This window comes from Nocardia sp. CA-136227, from assembly GCF_050955695.1.
Taxonomy (GTDB): Bacteria; Actinomycetota; Actinomycetes; order Mycobacteriales; family Mycobacteriaceae; genus Nocardia.
In genome coordinates this window covers 7,456,119-7,475,286 of record NZ_CP192081.1, presented here as the reverse complement: position 1 = coordinate 7,475,286, position 19,168 = coordinate 7,456,119, and the positions used below count along the sequence as shown (strand labels likewise).

The following is a 19,168-nucleotide window of genomic DNA, read 5'->3' as shown; positions in this document are numbered from 1 at the left end:
CGCATCCTCACTTCATCCAGGCGGGCTTGATGGGCAGTCCGTGCGAGGCGCGGTACTCCGCGATGACCCGCAGGTTGTCGAGCTCCAATTGGTGCCCGGCGGAGAACATCTCCCAGAAGTCGCCCACCCACACCTTGCGCTTGTCCGGCGCGGTGTCCTTGTAGGGGTTCTTGTCGTAGAACGGGTGATGGCAGTTCGTCCACAGCACCACCGAGCCCGGCTTGTCGAACACCACCTGGGCGTCGACCACCCGCATCAGATAGACCATCCACAGGTGTTCGCGCTGATCCCAGGCGCAGTGGTAGTCCACGGTCATGGCCTCGGGATTGGCCACCGTGCGGGTGTAGATCCGGGTGCTGTCGCCCAGCCGGTCGTAGGACTCCCACAGTCCGGGTTCCTCGGTCTCGGTGAATCCGCGCAGGCTGTAGGTCCACTCCTCCAGGCACCGGGTGTCGGCGAGGTACTCGTACAGGTCGCGGGGCGGGGCGTCGATATAGCCCTGCACCGGGCAGAAGTCGCCGAAGATCTGGTCGTGCGGATACACCGAGCGGAGCATGTCCAGGATGATCGGGGTGGTGGCGTCGCGATCGGAGTTCTCGATCCGCAGCACGCCGGGCACGACTCCGTCCGGAATGTCACTGAGGGCGGGCAGGGCGCTGGTGGTCACGGATTACCTCCTGGGTGGCGTCAGGAACGGTGTGAACGGCGGGATTTCGTCGGGATCGCAGTCGATCGCGACGAACGACGGACCCGGGCGGTCGAGACAGTGCCGCAGTGCCGCGGCGAGCTCGGCCCGGTTCTCCGGTGCGTGGGTGCACAGATCCGGGAACATGGCGGCCATCCCCGCGCCCGGATACGCGGGACGAAATCGGTTGAAGCTGTACCGATCCCCGTAGTACAGCTGTTCGCGCGTGACGCACATGGCGTGCGCGTTGTTGTTGAGGACGATGAAGGTGATCGGCAGCCGGTGCTCGACGGCGGTGTGAATCTCCATGCCGTGCATGAAGAACGCCCCGTCCCCGGCGATCACGAAGGTGCGCCGCGGACCGCCGTCGGGGCGGCGGTGGCGGGCGAACGCGGATCCGATGCCCGCCCCGAACGCGTACCCCATGCCGCCCATGCCGAGCGCCACCGTGAACCGGCCGCCGCGCGGCAGCCGCAGGTGATGCACCACGGCCGCACCGGTATTGCCCGCGTCGGCGAATACGTCCGCGCCCGGCGGCAGCGCGTCGTTGACGATCTCGACCACCTCGCGATACCGCAGTCCGGGACCGTGTGCGGGCGGGACGGGCAGCGGCGTGAGGGCGGGCTCGCGGTGCGGGTGCGGCCGCAGCGGAATGATCCGGGCCGTGTCCTCGGCCGGGCCGGAATCCAATTCGGCGATCAGCTCGTCGAGTGTCTTGGCCAGATAGTTACTGTGCGCGTGGGCGGTGGGCAGGAACGGCGGCAGCGCGCCCACGCTCGCCAGCGGCACGGCCGCCAGCGCGTCCTCCATACCCGCCCGCGCGGTGACCGGCATGCGGGTGCCGATCAACAGGCACAGGGCGGCGCCCTGCAGCGCGTCGAGCAGTTCCGGATTGCCCATGCTGCCGGAGACGCCGCAGAACCCCGGGTCGGCGTGGTGGTAGACGTCCTTGGCGTCGGGCGCGACCCCGACGGCCGCGTCCAGCCGGGCGGCGAAGCGGGCCAGTTCCTCACGGGCGTCGTCGCGGGCCACCTGATCCCCGGCGATGATCACGATCTTGCCGAGGGCCCGGGCGCCGCGCACGATGTGCACCACCCGCCACAGGCTCTCGATCTCCCGACGGTAGGTGCGCGCGGGCGGCACGAAATCCGGGGTGACCAGGTCGGCCTGCTGAATGTCCTTGGGCAGCAACAACACCGCGGGGCCGCCGCGGCGGGCGGCGGCGACGGCGCGGGCGAGGTGCGCGGGCAGGTCGGCGGGGGCCTCCACGCGCGCGCAGTACCGCGAGATCGGCGAGTACAGCGCCACCGCGTCGAAGCTGCCCGCCTGCCCGCTGGAGTCCTGGAACGCGCCCTTGCCCTCCAACGCGGTCGGGGGCTGGCCGATCAGGGCCAGCACCGGCACCCGGGAGGCGAAGGATTCGGCGAGTCCCGCGACCAGGTTCACGGCCCCGCCGCCGGAGGTCGCGCAGACCACTCCGAGGCCCGAGGTGGAGCGCGCGTAGCCGTCGGCCATGGTGGCCGCGCCGAACTCGTGCGTGGCGACCACCGCGGTGATCAGGTCGCGCTGTTCGTAGGCCGCGTCGTACAGATCCTCGATATTCGCGCCGCCGACCCCGAACAGGTGCCGGACGCCCAGCGTCGAGATCGCCTGGACCAGCCGGTCCGCGACCCGTGTCCCGCTATGCATGGGCGATTCCTTTCGGTGGTCGCCACCGGCGACCGAGTACCGCTCACTCGGGATACGAAATCCGGGTACCTAGCGGTTCAATGCCGCTGCTCGACCGCCGGCGTTCTCGAACCGAACCTTGCCGTGTATGTATACGTCTACGTATAGTTGGGTCATGCCGAACAAGACGATCTACGTGTCCGATGACGACCTCGCACTCTTTCAGCGGGCTCAGGAGCTGGTCGGGGGCAATCTCTCGGGGGCGATCGTGACGGCGTTGCGGCGCTTCATCGAGCTCGAGGAGGGCCGCCGGCAGGGCTACGACGAGGTGGTCCTCAAAGTCGGCAAGGACGGGATCCGACAGGTTCGATTCTCCGCCACCCTGCTGACCGACTGGCACCAGGTGACCAATGAGCGCATCGAGGACATCCGGGTGTACCGCACACGCAAAGGCGCGTACGCGGTGCACAGCCACTTCTCCAACTGGTCGGAGTTCCCGGCCGACACCAACATCCTCAAGGACTGGCGGCAGTGGCGGCGCTTCCTCGGTGTGGGGGAACAGAATTGGGGGGACTTCACCCTCGAGGTCTTCGACACCGTGCGGGAGCTGAAGGGCAAGATCCCGGATCGGCTCTACGCCCGCGTCATCGACGCCACCGAACATCCGAACGTCGAGGACCTCGACATCTGATCCGGCAATCCCGGTAGCACAACCGAACAGCTGTAACCGGCAACCTTGACCGCAAGCCTCGGCGGTCACGGCGTAGGTAACGCATGCATTCATGCCTATTAATTGATGAGAGGGAGACATGAACCTCGACCCCGGTCCGGCGGCCATCAGCGTCACCGGCCTGTGCAAATCCTTCGGCGAGCAGATCGTGCTCGACCGCATCGACTTCACCGTGCCCGCGGGCAGCGTGTTCTCGCTGCTCGGACCCAATGGCGCGGGCAAGACCACCACCGTGGAGATCCTGTCCACACTGAAGCGGCCCGACGGCGGCGAGATCAGCGTCGGCGGGCACGATCCGGTCACCGATGCCGACGGGGTGCGGTCGGTCATCGGGGTCACCGGCCAGTTCTCGGCCGTCGACGAACTGCTCACCGGGCGCGAGAATCTCCTGCTGATGGGAGACCTGCACCATCTGCCCCGCGCCGAGAACCGCAGGCTCGCAGCGGAACTGCTGGCCACCTTCGATCTCGAGGAGTCCGCCGACAAGATCGCGTCCAGCTACTCCGGCGGCATGACGCGGCGACTGGATCTGGCCATGACGCTGGTCGGCGATCCCCGCATCATCTTCCTCGACGAACCCACCGTCGGATTGGATCCGCGCAGCCGCCGGGCCATGTGGGACATCATTCGCGACCTCACCGCGCGAGGCGTCACCATCTTCCTCACCACCCAGTACCTCGAAGAAGCCGATCAGCTGGCCGATCGCATCGCCGTGCTGCATCAGGGGCGGCTGGTGGCCGAGGGCACGGCGGACCAGCTCAAGCGCATGGTGCCGGGCGGATACATCCGGCTCGACTTCCTCGAACGCGGTGAATTCGACTCCGCCGCACAGCTGTTCGGCGACGCGGCGCAGGTCAACGGCGATCTCACCCTGGCCATTCCGAGCGACGGCGCGGTGCGCTCGGTCCGCGAGGTGCTCGACCGGCTGGACGCCGCACGGGTGGAGCCCGCGGGACTGTCCGTGCACACCCCCGACCTCGACGATGTCTTCCTCGCCCTCACCGGTGGCCACGCTCCCGCAAAGGAGAACCTGAGATGAGCACTCTCACCACGTCGTTCGCCGATTCCAAGACGATGCTGCGGCGGAATCTGGTGCACGCCAAGCGGTATCCGGGCATGACCTTCGCGCTGGTCGTCATGCCGGTGGTGCTGCTGCTGTTGTTCAACTTCGTGTTCGGCGGCGCGCTGAAGTCCGCTACCGGCGGCCGGTACATCGACTATCTGACGCCCGGCATGATGCTGCTGATCCCGGCCTACATGGTCGCGGGCATCGCGGTCGGGGTGTCCACCGATATGACCAAGGGCATCATCAATCGTTTTCGCACCATGCACTTCTCGCATCCGTCGGTGCTGACCGGGCATGTGGTGGGCACCTGGATCCAGGGCATGGCCGGGGTGGTCGTGATGACGCTGGCCGCGCTCGCCATCGGCTTCCGGCCGCACGCGAACGCGCTGGAATGGCTGGCGGCGTTCGGGCTGCTCGGGCTGATGGTGTTCGCGGTGAACTGGCTCGGCGCGGGCTTCGGCCTGGTCGCCCAGACCCCGGAGAGCGCCTCCAACCTGCCCATGCCGATCATGTTGCTGCCCTTCCTCGGCAGCGGGCTGGTGCCCACCGACACCATGCCCGCCGGGGTGAAGCAGTTCGCCGAGTACCAGCCGTTCACGCCGATCACCGAAACCCTGCGCGGGCTGCTGATGGGCGGGCCGATCGGGCACAACGGGGCGCTCGCCATCGGCTGGTGCGTGGTGATCACCGTCGCCGGATACTTCTGGGCCACCACGACTTTCCGTCGCAAGACCACCTAGAGCCCGGCCGCCAGCAGGACCTTGCCGGACGGATTGCGGATCTCCACCGTCTTCAACTGCTCCGGCGAGGCCGACGCGGTGCCGTCCACGGTCAGGCTCTGGCCCGACTTGACCGTCCACTCGGCGAGTTTGGACTGCACGCCGTCATCGCGGGTCACCCACATCGACAGCGTCCACCCGTACACCTCGTCCTTCTCGTCGGACGGCGGGTAGGAGCACCACATGTCCACCCGGGTCTGGCCGTTGATCGACACCACCTTGAAGGTGGCCTGGATCGGGGTGTCGGTCTGCGGCTTCAGCGGTCCCTGCGCCACCACCTGCTGCACCACCGCCGGACGGTCGGACTGTGCGACGGTGGCGGTCACCGGCACCGCGATCGCTATCGCCGCGGCCGCCGCGGCCACCGCCGCGCCGATCGACCACCGGCGGCCGCGCCGACGGCTCGCCAGCGCCCGGTCCGCCAGGGCGGGCAGCAGGCGTTCGGGCGGCGGCGGCACGCTCGCGGACGGATCCTCCTGCGCCGTAATCGACAGCGCGGTCTCAGGGTCCACCAGCCCCAGCAGGCCGGGCAGTCCCGCCAGTTTCGACACGGCCGCGCGGCAGGACTCGCATCCGGTCAGATGCTCCTCGTACTCGCGGCGGTCGTCCCGGGCGAGAGCGCCGAGCACATACGCGCCATCCCACGTGGTGTAGCCATCGCACAGCTCATGGCCCTCGGTCATCTCGTCACCCCCATCTCCTGCAGCACCAATCGCAATGCCCGCATGCCGTAGTGCATGCGGGACTTGACCGTGCCCTCCGGGATCTCCAGTTCCCCCGCGATCTGATGCGTGGACAGACCCCGGTAGTAGGCGCGGACGATCACTTCGCGGTGATCGACGCTCAGCCGCGCCAGCGCGTCCGCCACCAGCCAGCCGTCCAGCGCCCGATCGGTCTTGTCCGGTTCGGGCACCTCCGGCGGGTGATCGGTGCGGAATTCGCGTCGGCTGCGCGCGCTGCGATGCTCGTCGACCGCCAGATTACGGGCGACCGTGAACAGCCACGCTCGCGCGGAACTGGTGGACTGATCCAGCACATTCGGCCGCTGCCAGGCGCGCAGCAGGGTCTCCTGCACGATGTCCTCGGCCCGGCCCGGATCCCCGACCAACCCGTAGGTGTAGCGCCACAACGCGCCCGCGTGCTCCTCGTAGAGCGCACGGAGCAAGGCGGCCTGGTCCTCCGGCATCGCGCTAACCCGCCTCTCCGCGACTCTTGCCGACGGCCGGGTGCCACATCGGTCGCGCACCGGACCGGCGGTGTGAAGCTGGTCGAGTTCTGGTCGTACCCGGTGAGTTACCCATAGGTCACCGGATCAGTGGTCGCGTTCGGGACGGCAGTGTGTGCCATACCGGATCCACGATCCTAGTTGCGTTCCAGTTCGATCGGGTGCGTGGCGAGGAGGGCGAGGGGGAGGGGTTGGCGGCGCAGGACGTGGGCCCAGAGGTCGACGCGGCCCGCCAGGGGGTCGGTGGGCAGGGCCGAGAGGACGATCCAGTCGCCGCGGTCCAGTTCGCCTTGCAGCTGGCCGAAGGTCCAGCCGGCGTAGCCCGCGAAGACCCGGATGCCGTCGACCAGACCTTCGATCCGGTCGGGGTCGGAATCCAGGTCCACCAGGGCCACCCGGCCGTCGACCCGCCGCACGCCGGCCACCCCGGCGATGGACGCGCCCACCTTGATGGTGGCCAGGCAGAGTGCCGCATCGCGTTTCACGGGGCCGCCGATGTAGAGGGCGCGCGGCCCGGCGGCGAGTTCGGACCAGTTGGGGAGCACATCGTGCAGGGCGGTGTCGCTGGGCTTGTTGAGCACCACGCCCCAGGTGCCGCCGTCATTGTGCTCGAGGATGTAGACCACCGAGCGCCGGAAGGACGGCTCGGTCAGATCGGTTGCCGACACCAACAGAGTTCCTGGCCGAACCACCTGGTCCTCATGCCGGAATTCGCGTCGAGATCGGTCACCGTGTTCCTCTGCACGCGCCACTCAGCCATCATCGCACTGAGACACGGTAATTGCGTTGCTTAATTTGCTGGTTACCCTTTTGTGCCGTCGGGGGCGGAAGAACTTGTCCCGCATACCTTGCGGTTGGTAGCTAGGGTGGGCGCTATGGAACGCCCCGAGGTCATCCTCGAGAACGCCGACACCGTGTACGACTTCTACCGCGATGACCAGCAGAACGTGCTGAAGGCGAAGGCGGCCTACTGGCTGCTCGGTCGTCGCTACCGGCCCCGTATCACCTACGCGGCCGGGGCGCGGGAGAAGTTGCGCGAGTTGATCTCCCAGCGGCGTCCGCTGCTCATTGCGGTGAACCACCTTTCCCAGCTGGATCCGTACACGGTCGCCGCCGCGGCCTGGCGCAGCGCCATGCGGCCGGTCATCGGGCGCACCCGGGTGCTGGCCAAGGACGAGCTGTTCACCGAGCCCAAGCTGCGCGGACGCATCGACATGATGGGCGGGATTCCGGTCTTCCGCGGCAAGGACCACGGGGTGCGCGCGGTCAATGCGGCCGGACAGCGCATGATCGACATCTGCGCCGAGCGCATGGCGCGCGGGGACGGGATCGCGGTGTTCCCGGAGGGGACCTGCAACGATGTCGACCCCACCCAGGTGCAGACCATCGGAAGCGGCATCGGCCACATCGCCTTCCGGGCCAAGAAGCTCGGCGCCGAACCCGCGCTGGTGAGCCTCGGGCTCAGCTACGGACCGCGCCTGGATCCGGCGGTGGAACCCACCAAGGAGGAGGCGTACTCGGCCAGCTTCTACTTCGGGGTGCCGGTCGCCGAGCTGCCCGCCAAACCCGCCGAGATCACCCGGGTGGTCCGCGACGAACTGCAGGTCGCGCTGGACGGAGCGGTGAAGGCGTACTAGGCGTCAGTGCTGCGGCAGATTGAGCCGTTCCCGGGACCAGTGCGGCACCAAAGCCAGGTATTCGGGCCGGGATTCGACGAAGTGGTGCACCATCGGGCACAGCGGCAGGATCCCGAACCCCGCGTCCCGGGTCTGATCGAGAGCACCCTGCACCAGCTTGCGCCCGTAGCCCTGCCCCTCGAACTGGGGATAGATCTCGGTGTGCACGAAGGCCCGCTCATTGGCGGTGTCCTGATACGCCGCGACCCCGGCGAGGTAATCGTCGATATACAACTCGAACCGCTCCAGCGCGGAATTCTTACGGACCTCGATCGACTGACTCGGCATGCGTGCGACGCTAGTTCCCCGGCCCTGGCAATTTGTCCGTTCGACCGAACCGTGTCGCCTGGCGTGTCGCTTTCCGGCGCAGCGATCACACTGGACGCATGACGGACCCACGGCCGCGCCGGGTGCTGCTCGCCCCGGACAAATTCAAGGGCTCACTGACCGCCGCGCAGGTGGCGGACGCACTCGCGGCGGGAATCACCCGCGCCGACCCGGGCGCCGAGGTGCAACGCTCACCGGTGGCCGACGGCGGCGACGGGACCGTGGACGCCTTCGTGGCGGCGGGCTGGGAGCGGGTCGAGGTCGAGAGCTTCGGCCCCACCCTCGCACCGGTGACCACCTCCTACGCGGTGCGCGGGCGCACGGCCGTGGTGGAGCTGGCCGCGGTGAGCGGGTTCGCGAAACTACCGGACGGGCAACCGGATCCCCTGCACGCCAGCACCTACGGCGTCGGTGACGTGATCGGCGACGCGCTCGACCGGGGTGCGCGCGACATCGTGCTCGGATTGGGCGGCAGCGCCTCCACCGACGGCGGCGCGGGCCTGCTGCAAGCTCTCGGCCTGCGCATCCTCGACGTCGACGGCAATGAATTGCCCTGCGGGGGAGCGGCACTCGCGCGCGCCGTGCGGGTGGACCGCGGCGATCTGCATCCCGGACTGGCCGATGCGACCGTGACCCTGGCCAGCGATGTGGACAACCCGCTGCTCGGGCCCGGCGGCGCGGCCGCCATCTACGCCCCGCAGAAGGGCGCGGACCCCGAGCAGGTCGCCACTCTCGAAGCGGCACTGAAGAATTGGGCCGCCGTGCTCGGGCCGGAATGGGCGGACCGGGCGGGCGCGGGCGCGGCGGGCGGCGCCGGATTCGGGGCGCTCGCCGCCCTCGGCGCGCGGCTGCGCCCCGGCATCGAGTTGATCCTCGACCTCATCGACTTCCCGGCCCAGTTGAAGGACGCCGACCTGGTCGTCACGGGGGAGGGCTCGCTGGACGCGCAGAGTCTGTCCGGCAAGGCCCCGATCGGGGTCTGCCGCGCGGCCCGGGCGGCCGACCTGCCGGTCATCGCGGTCGCGGGCCGGGTACGACTGACCCCGGACCAGGTGCGGGACGCCGGATTCGAGGCGGCCTATGCCCTGTCGGAACTGGAGCCCGACCCGGCCCGCAGCATGGCGGACGCCGCGGACCTGCTGGAACGGATCGGTGAGCGGATCGGCGGAGCCTAGGCGGACGGGGTGAGCGCGCGGCCGGGAATCCGGTTCCGATTGCGGTCGCCCCACTCCTCCAGCGGTCGCAGCGCCGCGCTCAGCTCCTGGCCCAGCTCGGTGAGCGAATACTCCACGCGCGGTGGGATTTCCGGGAAGATCTCCCGGTGCACCAGGCCGCTCGCCTCCATCTGCCGCAGGTTCTCGGTGAGCACCTTCTCGCTCACGCCGGTCAGCAGCTGCCGGATCTGCCCGAAGCGCTGGGTGCCCTCGGCCAGCACCCACATCAGGTGCAGTTTCCATTTGCCGCCGACCGCGCCGATGGCGATGGACATGCCGCACACCTCGTGATCCCCGTCACCGCCGGTACTCATCGCGCCCTCCTGACCAGATTGCCAACCTCCAGGTAAGCAACCGCACCCGCGAGTGCGGTCTTCCCGAGGCTACCGATCCCGGACCACCATCGATTCCGGCGCGCCACCGCAGAACAGCCGGAATCGAAGGGGTACAGCATGTCCGATCAGCGCAGTTCCGTCACCGTCATCGGCCTGGGCCCGATGGGCCGGGCCATGGTGAAGGCCTTCCTGAAGGCCGGGGTCGAGGTGACGGTGTGGAACCGCAGCCCCGAGAAGGCGGACGCCATGGTCGAGCTCGGGGCGACGCGCGTGGGCACCGTCGCCGAGGCGCTCGACACCAACGAGGTGGTGGTGCTCAGCCTCACCCACTACGCCGCCATGTACGACGTGCTCGGCCCGGTCGCGGATCGCCTGCGCGGCAAGGTGATCGCCAACCTGTCCTCGGATTCGCCCGAGCAGGCGCGCCGGGGCGCGGCGTGGGTGCGGGAACACGGCGCCGAATTCCTGTCCGGCGGCGTCATGTCGGCGGGCAACAATATCGAGCACCCGGCGTCGTACATCTTCTACAGCGGCCCGCGCGCGGTCTTCGACGCGCACGCCGAGCTGCTGCGCCCGCTCAGCCCGCCGGAGTACCTGGGCGCGGATGACGGTCTGGCCCAGGTCTTCTACCAGGGCCTGCTCACCATCTTCCATCCCTGGCTGCTGGCTTTCGACCAGGCCACGGCCATGATCGCCCGGGCGGGTCACGACATCGCGCAGTTCGTGCCGTTCGCGGTGCGCTCCAATGCCGCCTTCCCGTACTTCATGGAGCAGTTCTCGTTGCGGAACGCGAGCGGCGGCTGGGCCGACCTGGCGGGGCTGCGCATGATGGACGCGGGCGCGCAGCACGTCATCGACGCCAGCGAGGAGGCCGGCGTGGACGCCACGCTCTCGCACACCGCCCAGGCGTTCTGGCGCCGGGCGGTGGCCGCCAGCCGGGCGGCCGGGAGCCCGGTGTCGACCTACGAGCTGATGGCTCAGGCGGTTTCGGAGCCGATGCGCGGGAACGGGGCGGTGGAGAAGATGATCTCCACCGGCACCTCGAAATAGGCCGCCAGCCGCAGCGCCAGGTGCAGGCTCGGGCTGTACTCGCCGCGCTCCAGATAGCCGACCGTCTGATAGTGCACGCCCAGGGCCTCGGCCAGTTCCCGCCGCGAGATCCCGCGCTCGGCCCGCAACATGGCGATCCGGTTGTAGATGACCTCGCTGTTAGTAGGCACGCGCCATGGCCCTCTCGCGGCGGGCCGCCACGGCCGCCCCGGATTCGCGGCGGGCCATGCGGCGCAGCACCATCGGCGCGATCAGGATGCCCGCGATCGCCCACGCGCCCAGCACCGCGACGGTTTCCAGGTGCCGCCAGGAGTGGGTCAGCTCCACCACCGAAGCATTGTCGGGCAGCATGGCCGAGCGCATACCCAGGCCCATCCAGTAGATGGGGAACACCTGCGCCACCGCCTGCAGCCAGCCGGGCAGGCTGGTGATGGGGTAGAAGATTCCGGAGATCGCCACCAGACCCATGATGGGGAACGACACGAAGCCGATGCTGCGCGGGCTGTCGAACGCCGAGCCGATGATCGCGCCCAGCGGCAGGCAGGCCAGCAGGCCGAGCGCCAGGATGCCGATCAGCGTGGCCCATGCGCCGACGCTGTCCAGGCTCACCCCGCCGATCGCGAACAGGCCGAAACCGAGGATCAGGGCCACCTGCACCACGGTGACACCGGAGACCGCGGCGACCTTGCCGATCAGATAGCCCAGCATTCCGTTGGGAGTGGCTTTGGCGCGCAACAGGGTCCCGTCCTCGCGGTCCATGGCCAGGCCCTGGGCGATGCCGAACATGCCGGTGAAGGCGACCAGCATGCCGAGCACGCTGGGCAGCGCCAGCGCGCCCAGTCCGACGCCGGTGCCCTCGAAGTCGCCGTGGCGCATGAAGAACACCGCGACCATGGTGGCCACCGGCCAGAAGAACTGCGAGAAGATGTCCATCCCGTTGGTGAGGGTCTGCACCACTTCGATGCGGCCGCGCCGGAGCCCGGCCCGGATCGCCACGGTCGTCGCGTTCATCGGGCCACCTCTTCCAGACTGTGCAATTCGATGTCGCCCTGGCCGGATTCGAACCGCTGGACCAGGGTCATGTAGGTGTCCTCGAGCGAGGCGCGGCGCACTTCCAGCTCCTCGACGGCCTCGCCGAACTGCTTGAACAGCTCGTGGACGAACTTGGTGGACTCGGTGGTGGTGTGCACGAAGCGCTGCCCGTCGCGGGTCCACTTCACCTCGGCCTCACCGGCGATGCGGCGGGAGAGCTGATCGGCGGAGCCGTCGGCGATGATGCGCCCGCCGGCCAGGATCAGGATGCGGTCGGCCAGCTTCTCGGCCTCGTCCAGATCGTGGGTGGTGAGCAGGATGGTGGTGTGGTCGTCGTCGGCGAGACGGTGCACCAGGTCGTGGAATTCGCGGCGGGCCTGCGGATCGAAGCCCGCGGTCGGCTCGTCCAGGAACAGCAGTTCGGGGCGGCCGACGATGCCGATGGCCACGTCCAGGCGACGGCGCTGGCCACCGGACAGGGTCATCACCTTGGCGCCCGCGTGTTCGGTGAGGCCGACGGCGGCGATCAGCTCGTCGGTGTCCCAGGGCCGGCGGATGGCGGGGGTGGAGTAGGGCGCGTAGTACATGCCCAGGTACTCGAGGAGTTCGCGCACCCGCCATTTGCCGTGGTCGCGCCACGATTGCAGCACCACGCCCAGACGCGCCCGCCAGGCCTCCTCGCCGTGCGCGGGGTCCGTTCCGAGTACTTCGACCCGGCCCGCCGAGCGCATGCGGAAGCCCTCGAGGATCTCGATGGTGGTGGTCTTGCCCGCGCCGTTGGGCCCGAGCAGGGCCACCACCTCGCCGCGATGCGCCTGGAAACCGACATCGTGCAGTACGTCGCGCGAGCCGTAGCGCATACGCAGATTCTCGACGTCGAGTACGACGTCCTCGCCGACCGTCATGGCACCCCTCCGTAGTAGAAGCCGGATTGGATGTAGCATAACTACTACATTTTGAGGTGCTCAAGCTATTTATCGAGAACGTGAAAAAGGGCCCGGCTCTGGGGAGAGCCGGGCCCTGCTGCGAAGGATCCGCGCCGCTCGGCGCGGGCGCGGAACCGGTCAGCGCGTGCTGAGGAACTCGACGGCCGCCGCGTAGCCCTGGATGCCCATGCCCGCGATCACCGCGGTCGCGATCGGGGACACGAACGAGTGGTGCCGGAACTCCTCGCGGGCGTGCACATTGCTGATGTGCACCTCCACGATCGGCACCTCCGGGATCACCAGCGCGTCCCGCAGCGCCACCGAGGTGTGCGTGAGCCCGCCCGGATTGATGACGATGCCGGACTCCACACCGCGGGCGGCGTGGATGCGATCGATCAGCGCGCCCTCGTGATTGGACTGGAACGCCACGATCTCGCGATCGAACCGCGCCGCGGTCTTGCGGCACAGTTCGACCACGTCGTCGAGCGTGTCGGCCCCGTACACCTCGGGCTGACGGGTGCCCAGCATGTTCAGATTGGGGCCGTTGAGCACCAGGATCGGGCCGGTAGCAGGCATGCGCCCACTCTATCGGCCGGTCGGGCGATCACAGGCCGCGCGGTCCCTCCGTCCGCAGGTCGTCGACTTTGCGCATGGCCGTGCGCAATTCCCCGAGCCACTCCTCGGCGTGCTTGCCGGCCAGCTTGACCGTCCAGGCCAGCGCGTCGGAGCGGGAGCGGGCGACCCCGGCGTCGACCAGGGTGTCGAGCACCTTGCGCTCGGGCTGGCGCAATCGGGTCATGACCGGTACGGCCAGATGCGTGAACATGATTCGTTCGCCGTCCATGAGCACGCCCCAGGCGACATTGCGGCCGTAGCGGGCCTGCGCCTCCTGGGCGATCTGCATGCGGGCGGGCCGGGTGGACTCCCGGAAGCGGGCGAGCAGGCCCTCACGGGTGGCCTGCGGGACGCCGGCCGGGCCCGCGTCGGCGGCGGGGGCGTCCGCGCCGGGTTCGGCGGCGGGGGTGGATTCGGCTGGGGGGAGCGGGAGTTCGCCGAGGACGACGATTTCGTCGCGATCGACCTCGAGGGTTGCGGGACCGGTGAACCAGTCGGCTGGCAATCTGCCAGCGAACCAGTCGGGGGCGTCCGAGACGTCGGGGAGGTCGGCCTGCTGCCAACCGCCGGTGCGTCCGAAGCCGGGTCCACGATGTCCGTGTCTCATGTTGGTCACACTCACTTACGGCATGGAGTTGTAATGCTGATTACAACGTTACGTCGAAATTGGGTGCGTGGGTTCCGCTCTGGGAGAACGGGGTCTCGAGGCATGGTCACGAATCGCGCGCGGGGCTGTCACCAGTGAGAACCGAACGGTCTGCCGAGTCCCGAATACGCCAGTGCTGTAACCGACCGGTGATCATGTAACTGGTCCCTACTGAACGATTTCGGCACTATGGTGATGCTCAGTACGTGCGCTCCTGGTGGAGAAGGTGGCGCCGCGGCGTTCGGAGCGCGGTACCGTGGACCTGATGCTGATGTGGCCAGAGTGAAGAGTGGGCGATATGGATGTGTGGGGATCCCGCCGCTTCCGAGTTCGGGGTGCTATCGCACTCGCGGGTGTGGCGGCCGTCGCGATCGCGATGGGGTCGTGTGGGTTTCGGGACAAATCGACGGGCGCGGAGAATGTGGTCGATCAGTTCACCTCGCTGATCGACAAGAAGGACTACGACGGAGCGTCGCGACTGACCTCCTATCCGGCGGGCGCCTCGGCAACGCTGAAGCAAGTCTTCGAGGGCCTGGGACCGGGTAAGCCCGAGTACCGCGTCACCCAGTTCATCAAACTGGACGGTACAACCGGCCTCTTCTCCATGACCGGCGCCTGGAACTTCGGCGAGAACCGGAACTGGAAGTACGACCTCAACGGCACCGTCCGCAAACTCAGTGTGGGCTGGCGCATCTCGTGGGATCCCGCCCTGGTCATGCCGCAGCTCGACGCCAAGCGGACCGCCAAACTGGTCCGCACCGAAGCCCAGCCCTCCCCGCGGGTGAACGACATCGTCGGCCAGCCGCTCATGACCGAGCAGACCATCAATGTGGTCAAGCTGGACCCGGCCAAGATCACCGACCCGGTCGCCTCCACCAACGCGCTCGCCGCCGCCATCGCCCCGGTCGCCCCGCTCATCGACGGACCGGCCCTGATGCAACAGCTTTCGGCCGCGCAGGGCAAACCCATCACCGCGGTCAACCTGCGCGACGGCGACTTCGCCATCCTCGAACCGCGCATGGCCCCGATCCCGGGCGTGGTGCTGGAGAAGCAGCCCAAGCTCATCTCCGCCGACCGCCGGGTGTGGTCGCCCATGCTCGACGCGCTCACCAAGGTGTGGGACGAGAACCGCGACAACCACTCCGGCTGGGGCGTGCAGCTGTTCGAGCCCAACGGGGCCATGGTCACCCAGCTCGCCGGGGAACAGGGCCCGCCCGGCCCCGATGTCCCGGGCACCATGGACCAGCACCTGCAGCGCGCCGCCGAGGACGCCGCGGTGAGCACCGGCTCGCCCACCTCCATCGTGGCCGTCCAGCCCTCCAGCGGGGCTCTGGTCGCGGTCGCCCAGAACAGTCAGGCCAGTGAGCGCGGCAATATCGCCTTCACCGGGCTGTACCCGGTCGGCGGCATGATCGAGCTGTTCAAGAATGTCGCCGCGGTCACCAAACACAAAGCGCCGCAGGATGTCTCGGTCGGCGACGCCGCCGACGCGGCCAGTCTGCTCGGCATCGGCATCGACTTCCGGGTGCCCGGCCTCGACGAGACCACCGGCCGCCTGCCCACCGGCAAGAACACCGCCGAGAACGTCAGCCGCGGCGGCGCCGCCGACTCGCTGATGGCGAGCCCCTGGGGCATGGCCATCGCGGCGGCCGCGGTCGCGCGCGGGCAGGTGCCCAAGCCGATGATCGCCATCGGCCAGCCCGCCACCACCGAAGCCGACCTGCCCGCGTTGCCGCCGGAGGCCACCGACCGGTTGCGCGCCATGCTGCACGACGGCGGCGGCGCGCCGGAGATGGCCGCCCTCGGCCGGTATCGCGATGTCCAGGTCTACAGCGCCACCACCGGCAACAACGGGTGGCTGGTCGCGACCCTCGGGGATCTGGCCTTCGCCATCCACATCGACGATCCCGACAGCAGCGACCTCACCGCGCGGGTGGCCGCCCGGCTGTTGCAGTCGCTGGCCACCCCGGACTAGCGGCGGTTCAGCGGGAGGACAGCGCCTGCGCGGCCGCGCGCCAGCCGACCAGGAACAGGCCCAGGAAGGTCGCGGCCACGATCACGAAGCTCACCGCGACACCCTGACCCGACACCGCGCGCAGCAGCATGCCGCCCGCCAGCGTGCTCAGCCACACGATCACGCCGGTCGGCCACACCGTGCGGCCGTCGAAACGCCGTGCCGCCGAGACGCCTTCCCGGCCCGCCGCGACCGCCGCCGACAGCACCCAGCCCAGCAGCAGCCCGGTGCCGAACGGCCAGAACGTGCGCAGCAGGCCCGCGATGATCGCCTCGTCGTGACTGCGCCGCCCGATCGCGCAGAACACGATCACCAGGGCGACATCCACAGCGAAGGGCACGAGTTTCTTCACGCGGCACAGGGTATCGGGCGGCTCGGAGACGCTGATGCAGGGACACTCCACCCTGGCAGGTCACCGGCCGCGAGGGAGGTCAGGCGGAAGTCGCGTCCGGGTCCGGGGGAGGTGTGGCGCGGCGGCGGTCCGTGACCAGCGAATTGCCGCGCTCCTCGAACTCCTTCTCGAGTTCGGCGTCGCCGGCCTGCGGCTTGCGGAACAGGAACAGGAAGACGATCCAGCCGACGATCGCCACCAGGATGAAGCTCACCAACCGGTAGAGGAAGGCGGCGGCCACGGCCTGCGCGGCGGGCAACCCGGCCGCGGCGGTCAGCGAGTAGATGAGGGTGGCGTCCACGTAGACGATGCCGCCCGGCGCCAAAGGAATGGTGCCCACGGCCTTTCCGGCCGCGAAAGCCAGCATGAGCGCCGCCCAGCGCGGGTCCGCGCCCACCGCGTAGCAGGCGAATCCCAGGCAGGCGACGTCGGCGAGCCGGTGTACCAGCGCCCAGGCCGCCACCCACGCGCCATCACGTTTGCCCAGGTCCACCGATTCCAGCTGGGACATGATCTCCTCGATCTTGTCCATGCCGTCGTCCGCGGGTCTGCGTCTGATCCGGTTGACCAGGTGCAGGATTCGCTGCAGCAGGCCCTGCACCCCGTCCGGGTGCCGGGCCACGTAGTTCACCGCCCAGATCAGCAGCGCGACCGTGCCCAGCGTCAGGATCACCTTGGCCGGACCCACCCGGTCCCCGGCCAGCACCGTGCCGAACAGGCCCAGCAGCGCCAGCCCCGCCGCCGCCACCACGCCCGACATCACCAGCTGCCAGGACGCCACGATCGGGCTCGCGCCCCAGCGCCGGGTCTGGCGGTAGGTGAAGGCGGTCGAGAACACCTGACCGGCGGGCAAGGTCAGCGACATGCCGGTGGAGCCGTACACCACCGACACCGACTTGCGCTGACTCACCTCCACGCCGCCGGCGTGCAGCAGCTGCTTCTGGATGCGACCGAACCCGGACATGGAAACCGCCTGCATGAGGATGCAGGCGGCGACCCAGCCCCAATGGATTTCGGTGAGGTTCTTCCAGGATTCGTGCAGGCGCGGATATAGGTAAATGCCCTCGGAAATCAGCAGTCCCACGAGCGCGGCGCCCAGCACCCATTTGGCCCACCAGAATCTGCCACGGCGCGCGTTGTCCGCGGGCGGCGCGGGCTCGCCGTCCAGCTCACCATGGGCCGTCACGTCGTCAGCCTAACGAACTCGCCGCCGCCTCGTCTGCAGCAGCGGGGTCCGTGCCTGTCCGCGGCCACGCCAGCCGGGTTTTCCGGCGGCGGCCACGCAGTTGCACTTCTTCTCCGGTCTGCCAATGCCGCTGCTCGTTCTCATCGGCGAAGAACAGGGCACTCGACGAGGTCAGGACCCGTTCGGGCCGGTCTTTCGCGAGTTCGGTCAGGCGCGACGCCTCGTTCACCGGATCGCCGATCACGGTGTATTCGAAACGATTCGCCCCGCCGATATTCCCGGCCACCGCGAGTCCGGCCGAGACGCCGATACCGATATCCAGGCCGACCACCTCGCGCAGGGCTTCGCGCAGTTCACGGGCCGCGGCCAGGGCCGCGGTCGGTGCGTCGGGGCGATCCAGCGGCGCGCCGAAGATGGCCAGCGCGGCGTCACCCATGAATTTGTTGATGAGCCCGTGATGGCGGTCGATGACATCCACCACGACCCGGAAGAACTCGTTGAGCAGGCTGACCACTTCGGTCGGCGGGCGTTCCGCCGCGGTCGCGGTGGAGCCGACCATATCCACGAACAGGACTGCCACGAATCGGGTTTCACCACCGAGTTCGGTGCCGTACTCCAGGGCCCGCCGCGCGACATCCTCGCCGACGTGCTGACCGAACAATTCCTGCAGTTCCCGGCGTTTCGCGGCCTCGCCCATCATTCGGTTGAAGCCCACCTGCAGCAGCCCGATCTCGGAGCCGTCGAAAACTTCCACCTGCACATCCCGGGCGCCCTCCTGCACCCGGTCGATGGCCTGGCTGAGCTGGCGGATCGGATCGGAAATGGAGGAGCCGGTGAGCATCGAAAGCGCCAGCGCCTGCATGATCACCACGCCGCACAACAAGAGAATCGAGACCGCCAGCGACTGCGCGGAAAACTGGACGCGAGAAGAAATCTGGGTGACGCACAGCAGCACGATGGCGATGGTCGGCGCGAAGGTGCCCATCCCCCAGGTCATGGCCATCCGGGTGCCGACACCCGCGGTCAGGGTGTGGTCGAAGGCCCCCACGGTCAGCGCCTCGGCCGCGACCGGCCGCAGAATCCGTTCCCCCAGCATGTAGGTGAAGCCGAAAACGATGGTGGCGGCCATACATTCGGTGACGATCACCGCCGCCGCCAGCTCCGGGGTGCGCACGATGATCAGCGAGGCCAGCACCGCGCCGCCGACCAGCCACAACACCAGATGCACGATGGCCTGCCGCAACGGGGCGTGCAGCGCCGCCATCTGCTCCTGCCGCGACGGCGGCCCGCCCCGCATCTGCCACCGCATCACCGGCCGCAGCATCAGCGCCGACGCCGTCACGCTCAGGAATCCGCCGATCACGAAGACCAGCGCGGGCACCAGCAGCCCGGTCTCGCGGGTCGCGCTGGTGCCGCCCTCCGGCACCGGCAACCCGTACTCGATGAACGCCCACACCAGGACAGCGCCGAACGCGTTGGCCGCGAGCATCGAAGCTAAGTACAGCGGCCAGCGGGTATGCATGGTCTGTTTGACCGCTTCCAGGGGCGCTGACACCGCTCCAATCTAGCGTTTGCATCGCCGGTACATGCCTGCGGAGGTTCC

The 19,168-nt window shown here is 68.8% G+C and carries 22 protein-coding genes; 7 read left to right on the top strand and 15 right to left on the bottom strand.

Translation table 11 applies throughout. From position 1 onward, the window contains the following. Nucleotides 1-7: 7 nt before the first annotated feature. Together ACQP06_RS34580 and ACQP06_RS34575 are read right to left on the bottom strand one after the other, a co-directional pair. The gene (locus ACQP06_RS34580) at nt 8-667 is read right to left on the bottom strand and encodes an SRPBCC family protein (RefSeq protein WP_357097374.1); all 660 of its coding nucleotides are present in this window, start codon (nt 665-667) and stop codon (nt 8-10) included. A gap of 3 nt (nt 668-670) precedes the next feature. Further along, entirely contained in the window at nt 671-2,374 is a 1,704-nt protein-coding gene (locus tag ACQP06_RS34575) for a thiamine pyrophosphate-binding protein (RefSeq protein ID WP_433669288.1), read from the bottom strand. Nucleotides 2,375-2,528: 154 nt separating this feature from the next. Between ACQP06_RS34575 and ACQP06_RS34570 the strand changes: the two genes are divergently transcribed. From ACQP06_RS34570 to ACQP06_RS34560, 3 genes are all read left to right on the top strand, one after another. Then, complete coding sequence (locus ACQP06_RS34570) at nt 2,529-3,044, top strand: EXLDI protein (RefSeq protein WP_404205185.1); 516 nt, start codon at nt 2,529-2,531, stop codon at nt 3,042-3,044. 118 nt (nt 3,045-3,162) lie between these two features. Further along, nucleotides 3,163-4,122 (top strand): ATP-binding cassette domain-containing protein, encoded by a 960-nt coding sequence (locus ACQP06_RS34565; RefSeq protein ID WP_433669285.1) that lies wholly within the window; start codon nt 3,163-3,165, stop codon nt 4,120-4,122. Beyond that, complete coding sequence (locus tag ACQP06_RS34560; RefSeq protein WP_433669283.1) at nt 4,119-4,889, top strand: ABC transporter permease; 771 nt, start codon at nt 4,119-4,121, stop codon at nt 4,887-4,889. The genes ACQP06_RS34565 and ACQP06_RS34560 overlap by 4 nt, the downstream gene beginning before the upstream one ends. Here ACQP06_RS34560 and ACQP06_RS34555 read toward each other — a convergent pair. The 3 genes from ACQP06_RS34555 to ACQP06_RS34545 all read right to left on the bottom strand — a co-directional run bounded on the left by ACQP06_RS34555 (nt 4,886) and on the right by ACQP06_RS34545 (nt 6,905). Then, the gene (locus tag ACQP06_RS34555) at nt 4,886-5,611 is read right to left on the bottom strand and encodes an anti-sigma factor family protein (protein WP_433669282.1); all 726 of its coding nucleotides are present in this window, start codon (nt 5,609-5,611) and stop codon (nt 4,886-4,888) included. The two genes, ACQP06_RS34560 and ACQP06_RS34555, sit on opposite strands and share 4 nt — an antisense overlap. Then, on the bottom strand, nt 5,608-6,114 hold the full coding sequence (locus ACQP06_RS34550; protein WP_433669280.1) for a sigma-70 family RNA polymerase sigma factor: 507 nt from the start codon (nt 6,112-6,114) through the stop codon (nt 5,608-5,610). Before ACQP06_RS34550 ends, ACQP06_RS34555 begins: the two co-directional genes overlap by 4 nt. Nucleotides 6,115-6,290: 176 nt before the next feature. Beyond that, nucleotides 6,291-6,905, bottom strand: coding sequence for a YqgE/AlgH family protein (locus tag ACQP06_RS34545; RefSeq protein WP_433669278.1), 615 nt, complete (start codon nt 6,903-6,905; stop codon nt 6,291-6,293). 123 nt (nt 6,906-7,028) lie between these two features. Between ACQP06_RS34545 and ACQP06_RS34540 the strand changes: the two genes are divergently transcribed. After that, the gene (locus ACQP06_RS34540; protein ID WP_433669276.1) at nt 7,029-7,790 is read left to right on the top strand and encodes a lysophospholipid acyltransferase family protein; all 762 of its coding nucleotides are present in this window, start codon (nt 7,029-7,031) and stop codon (nt 7,788-7,790) included. A 3-nt stretch (nt 7,791-7,793) separates the two neighbouring features. Here ACQP06_RS34540 and ACQP06_RS34535 read toward each other — a convergent pair whose 3' ends face one another. Continuing rightward, the gene (locus tag ACQP06_RS34535; RefSeq protein WP_357097358.1) at nt 7,794-8,117 is read right to left on the bottom strand and encodes a GNAT family N-acetyltransferase; all 324 of its coding nucleotides are present in this window, start codon (nt 8,115-8,117) and stop codon (nt 7,794-7,796) included. 98 nt (nt 8,118-8,215) lie between these two features. Here ACQP06_RS34535 and ACQP06_RS34530 point away from each other — a divergent pair, with 98 nt between their 5' ends. Then, nucleotides 8,216-9,331 carry a glycerate kinase gene (locus tag ACQP06_RS34530; protein WP_433669274.1) on the top strand — a complete coding sequence of 372 codons (1,116 nt, stop codon included), beginning with the start codon at nt 8,216-8,218 and terminating at the stop codon, nt 9,329-9,331. On the opposite strand, the gene ACQP06_RS34525 is transcribed toward ACQP06_RS34530, so the two are convergent. Next, on the bottom strand, nt 9,328-9,684 hold the full coding sequence (locus ACQP06_RS34525; protein ID WP_379272881.1) for a winged helix-turn-helix transcriptional regulator: 357 nt from the start codon (nt 9,682-9,684) through the stop codon (nt 9,328-9,330). The two genes, ACQP06_RS34530 and ACQP06_RS34525, sit on opposite strands and share 4 nt — an antisense overlap. Before the next feature lie 75 nt (nt 9,685-9,759). Here ACQP06_RS34525 and ACQP06_RS34520 point away from each other — a divergent pair, with 75 nt between their 5' ends. Then, complete coding sequence (locus tag ACQP06_RS34520; protein ID WP_433673520.1) at nt 9,760-10,755, top strand: NAD(P)-dependent oxidoreductase; 996 nt, start codon at nt 9,760-9,762, stop codon at nt 10,753-10,755. Here the strand turns inward: ACQP06_RS34520 and ACQP06_RS34515 are convergent. The 5 genes from ACQP06_RS34515 to ACQP06_RS34495 form a co-directional block, all read right to left on the bottom strand. After that, the gene (locus ACQP06_RS34515) at nt 10,683-10,925 is read right to left on the bottom strand and encodes a helix-turn-helix transcriptional regulator (RefSeq protein ID WP_433669272.1); all 243 of its coding nucleotides are present in this window, start codon (nt 10,923-10,925) and stop codon (nt 10,683-10,685) included. The two genes, ACQP06_RS34520 and ACQP06_RS34515, sit on opposite strands and share 73 nt — an antisense overlap. Further along, nucleotides 10,915-11,766, bottom strand: coding sequence for an ABC transporter permease (locus ACQP06_RS34510; protein ID WP_433669270.1), 852 nt, complete (start codon nt 11,764-11,766; stop codon nt 10,915-10,917). Before ACQP06_RS34510 ends, ACQP06_RS34515 begins: the two co-directional genes overlap by 11 nt. Beyond that, a complete protein-coding gene (locus tag ACQP06_RS34505; protein ID WP_433669268.1) occupies nt 11,763-12,692 on the bottom strand; it encodes an ABC transporter ATP-binding protein in 930 nt (309 codons plus the stop codon). The genes ACQP06_RS34510 and ACQP06_RS34505 overlap by 4 nt, the downstream gene beginning before the upstream one ends. A gap of 159 nt (nt 12,693-12,851) precedes the next feature. Next, a complete protein-coding gene (gene aroQ, locus ACQP06_RS34500) occupies nt 12,852-13,289 on the bottom strand; it encodes a type II 3-dehydroquinate dehydratase (protein ID WP_357097348.1) in 438 nt (145 codons plus the stop codon). Nucleotides 13,290-13,317: 28 nt separating this feature from the next. Next, the gene (locus ACQP06_RS34495; RefSeq protein WP_433669265.1) at nt 13,318-13,935 is read right to left on the bottom strand and encodes a hypothetical protein; all 618 of its coding nucleotides are present in this window, start codon (nt 13,933-13,935) and stop codon (nt 13,318-13,320) included. Between the two features lie 460 nt (nt 13,936-14,395). On the opposite strand from ACQP06_RS34495, the gene ACQP06_RS34490 reads away from it, so the two are divergent. Beyond that, nucleotides 14,396-15,949 (top strand): NTF2-like N-terminal transpeptidase domain-containing protein, encoded by a 1,554-nt coding sequence (locus tag ACQP06_RS34490; RefSeq protein ID WP_433669264.1) that lies wholly within the window; start codon nt 14,396-14,398, stop codon nt 15,947-15,949. Nucleotides 15,950-15,956: 7 nt separating this feature from the next. On the opposite strand, the gene ACQP06_RS34485 is transcribed toward ACQP06_RS34490, so the two are convergent. The 3 genes from ACQP06_RS34485 to ACQP06_RS34475 form a co-directional block, all read right to left on the bottom strand. Then, complete coding sequence (locus tag ACQP06_RS34485; protein ID WP_433669262.1) at nt 15,957-16,340, bottom strand: DUF3054 domain-containing protein; 384 nt, start codon at nt 16,338-16,340, stop codon at nt 15,957-15,959. 79 nt (nt 16,341-16,419) lie between these two features. Next, entirely contained in the window at nt 16,420-17,565 is a 1,146-nt protein-coding gene (locus ACQP06_RS34480; protein WP_433669260.1) for a lysylphosphatidylglycerol synthase transmembrane domain-containing protein, read from the bottom strand. A gap of 4 nt (nt 17,566-17,569) precedes the next feature. Further along, nucleotides 17,570-19,087 carry an adenylate/guanylate cyclase domain-containing protein gene (locus tag ACQP06_RS34475; protein WP_433673519.1) on the bottom strand — a complete coding sequence of 506 codons (1,518 nt, stop codon included), beginning with the start codon at nt 19,085-19,087 and terminating at the stop codon, nt 17,570-17,572. Nucleotides 19,088-19,168: the final 81 nt, after the last annotated feature.

Bases quoted from the DNA above. Each gene is read 5' to 3' on its own strand.
- ACQP06_RS34565 (WP_433669285.1), top strand. From the start codon at position 3,163: ATGAACCTCGACCCCGGTCCGGCGGCCATCAGCGTCACCGGCCTGTGC.
- ACQP06_RS34495 (WP_433669265.1), bottom strand. From the start codon at position 13,935: ATGAGACACGGACATCGTGGACCCGGCTTCGGACGCACCGGCGGTTGG.
- ACQP06_RS34570 (WP_404205185.1), top strand. From the start codon at position 2,529: ATGCCGAACAAGACGATCTACGTGTCCGATGACGACCTCGCACTCTTT.
- ACQP06_RS34510 (WP_433669270.1), bottom strand. From the start codon at position 11,766: ATGAACGCGACGACCGTGGCGATCCGGGCCGGGCTCCGGCGCGGCCGC.
- ACQP06_RS34530 (WP_433669274.1), top strand. From the start codon at position 8,216: ATGACGGACCCACGGCCGCGCCGGGTGCTGCTCGCCCCGGACAAATTC.
- ACQP06_RS34550 (WP_433669280.1), bottom strand. From the start codon at position 6,114: ATGCCGGAGGACCAGGCCGCCTTGCTCCGTGCGCTCTACGAGGAGCAC.
- ACQP06_RS34575 (WP_433669288.1), bottom strand. From the start codon at position 2,374: ATGCATAGCGGGACACGGGTCGCGGACCGGCTGGTCCAGGCGATCTCG.
- ACQP06_RS34525 (WP_379272881.1), bottom strand. From the start codon at position 9,684: ATGAGTACCGGCGGTGACGGGGATCACGAGGTGTGCGGCATGTCCATC.
- ACQP06_RS34540 (WP_433669276.1), top strand. From the start codon at position 7,029: ATGGAACGCCCCGAGGTCATCCTCGAGAACGCCGACACCGTGTACGAC.
- ACQP06_RS34475 (WP_433673519.1), bottom strand. From the start codon at position 19,087: ATGCATACCCGCTGGCCGCTGTACTTAGCTTCGATGCTCGCGGCCAAC.
- aroQ (WP_357097348.1), bottom strand. From the start codon at position 13,289: ATGCCTGCTACCGGCCCGATCCTGGTGCTCAACGGCCCCAATCTGAAC.
- ACQP06_RS34560 (WP_433669283.1), top strand. From the start codon at position 4,119: ATGAGCACTCTCACCACGTCGTTCGCCGATTCCAAGACGATGCTGCGG.
- ACQP06_RS34555 (WP_433669282.1), bottom strand. From the start codon at position 5,611: ATGACCGAGGGCCATGAGCTGTGCGATGGCTACACCACGTGGGATGGC.
- ACQP06_RS34505 (WP_433669268.1), bottom strand. From the start codon at position 12,692: ATGACGGTCGGCGAGGACGTCGTACTCGACGTCGAGAATCTGCGTATG.
- ACQP06_RS34535 (WP_357097358.1), bottom strand. From the start codon at position 8,117: ATGCCGAGTCAGTCGATCGAGGTCCGTAAGAATTCCGCGCTGGAGCGG.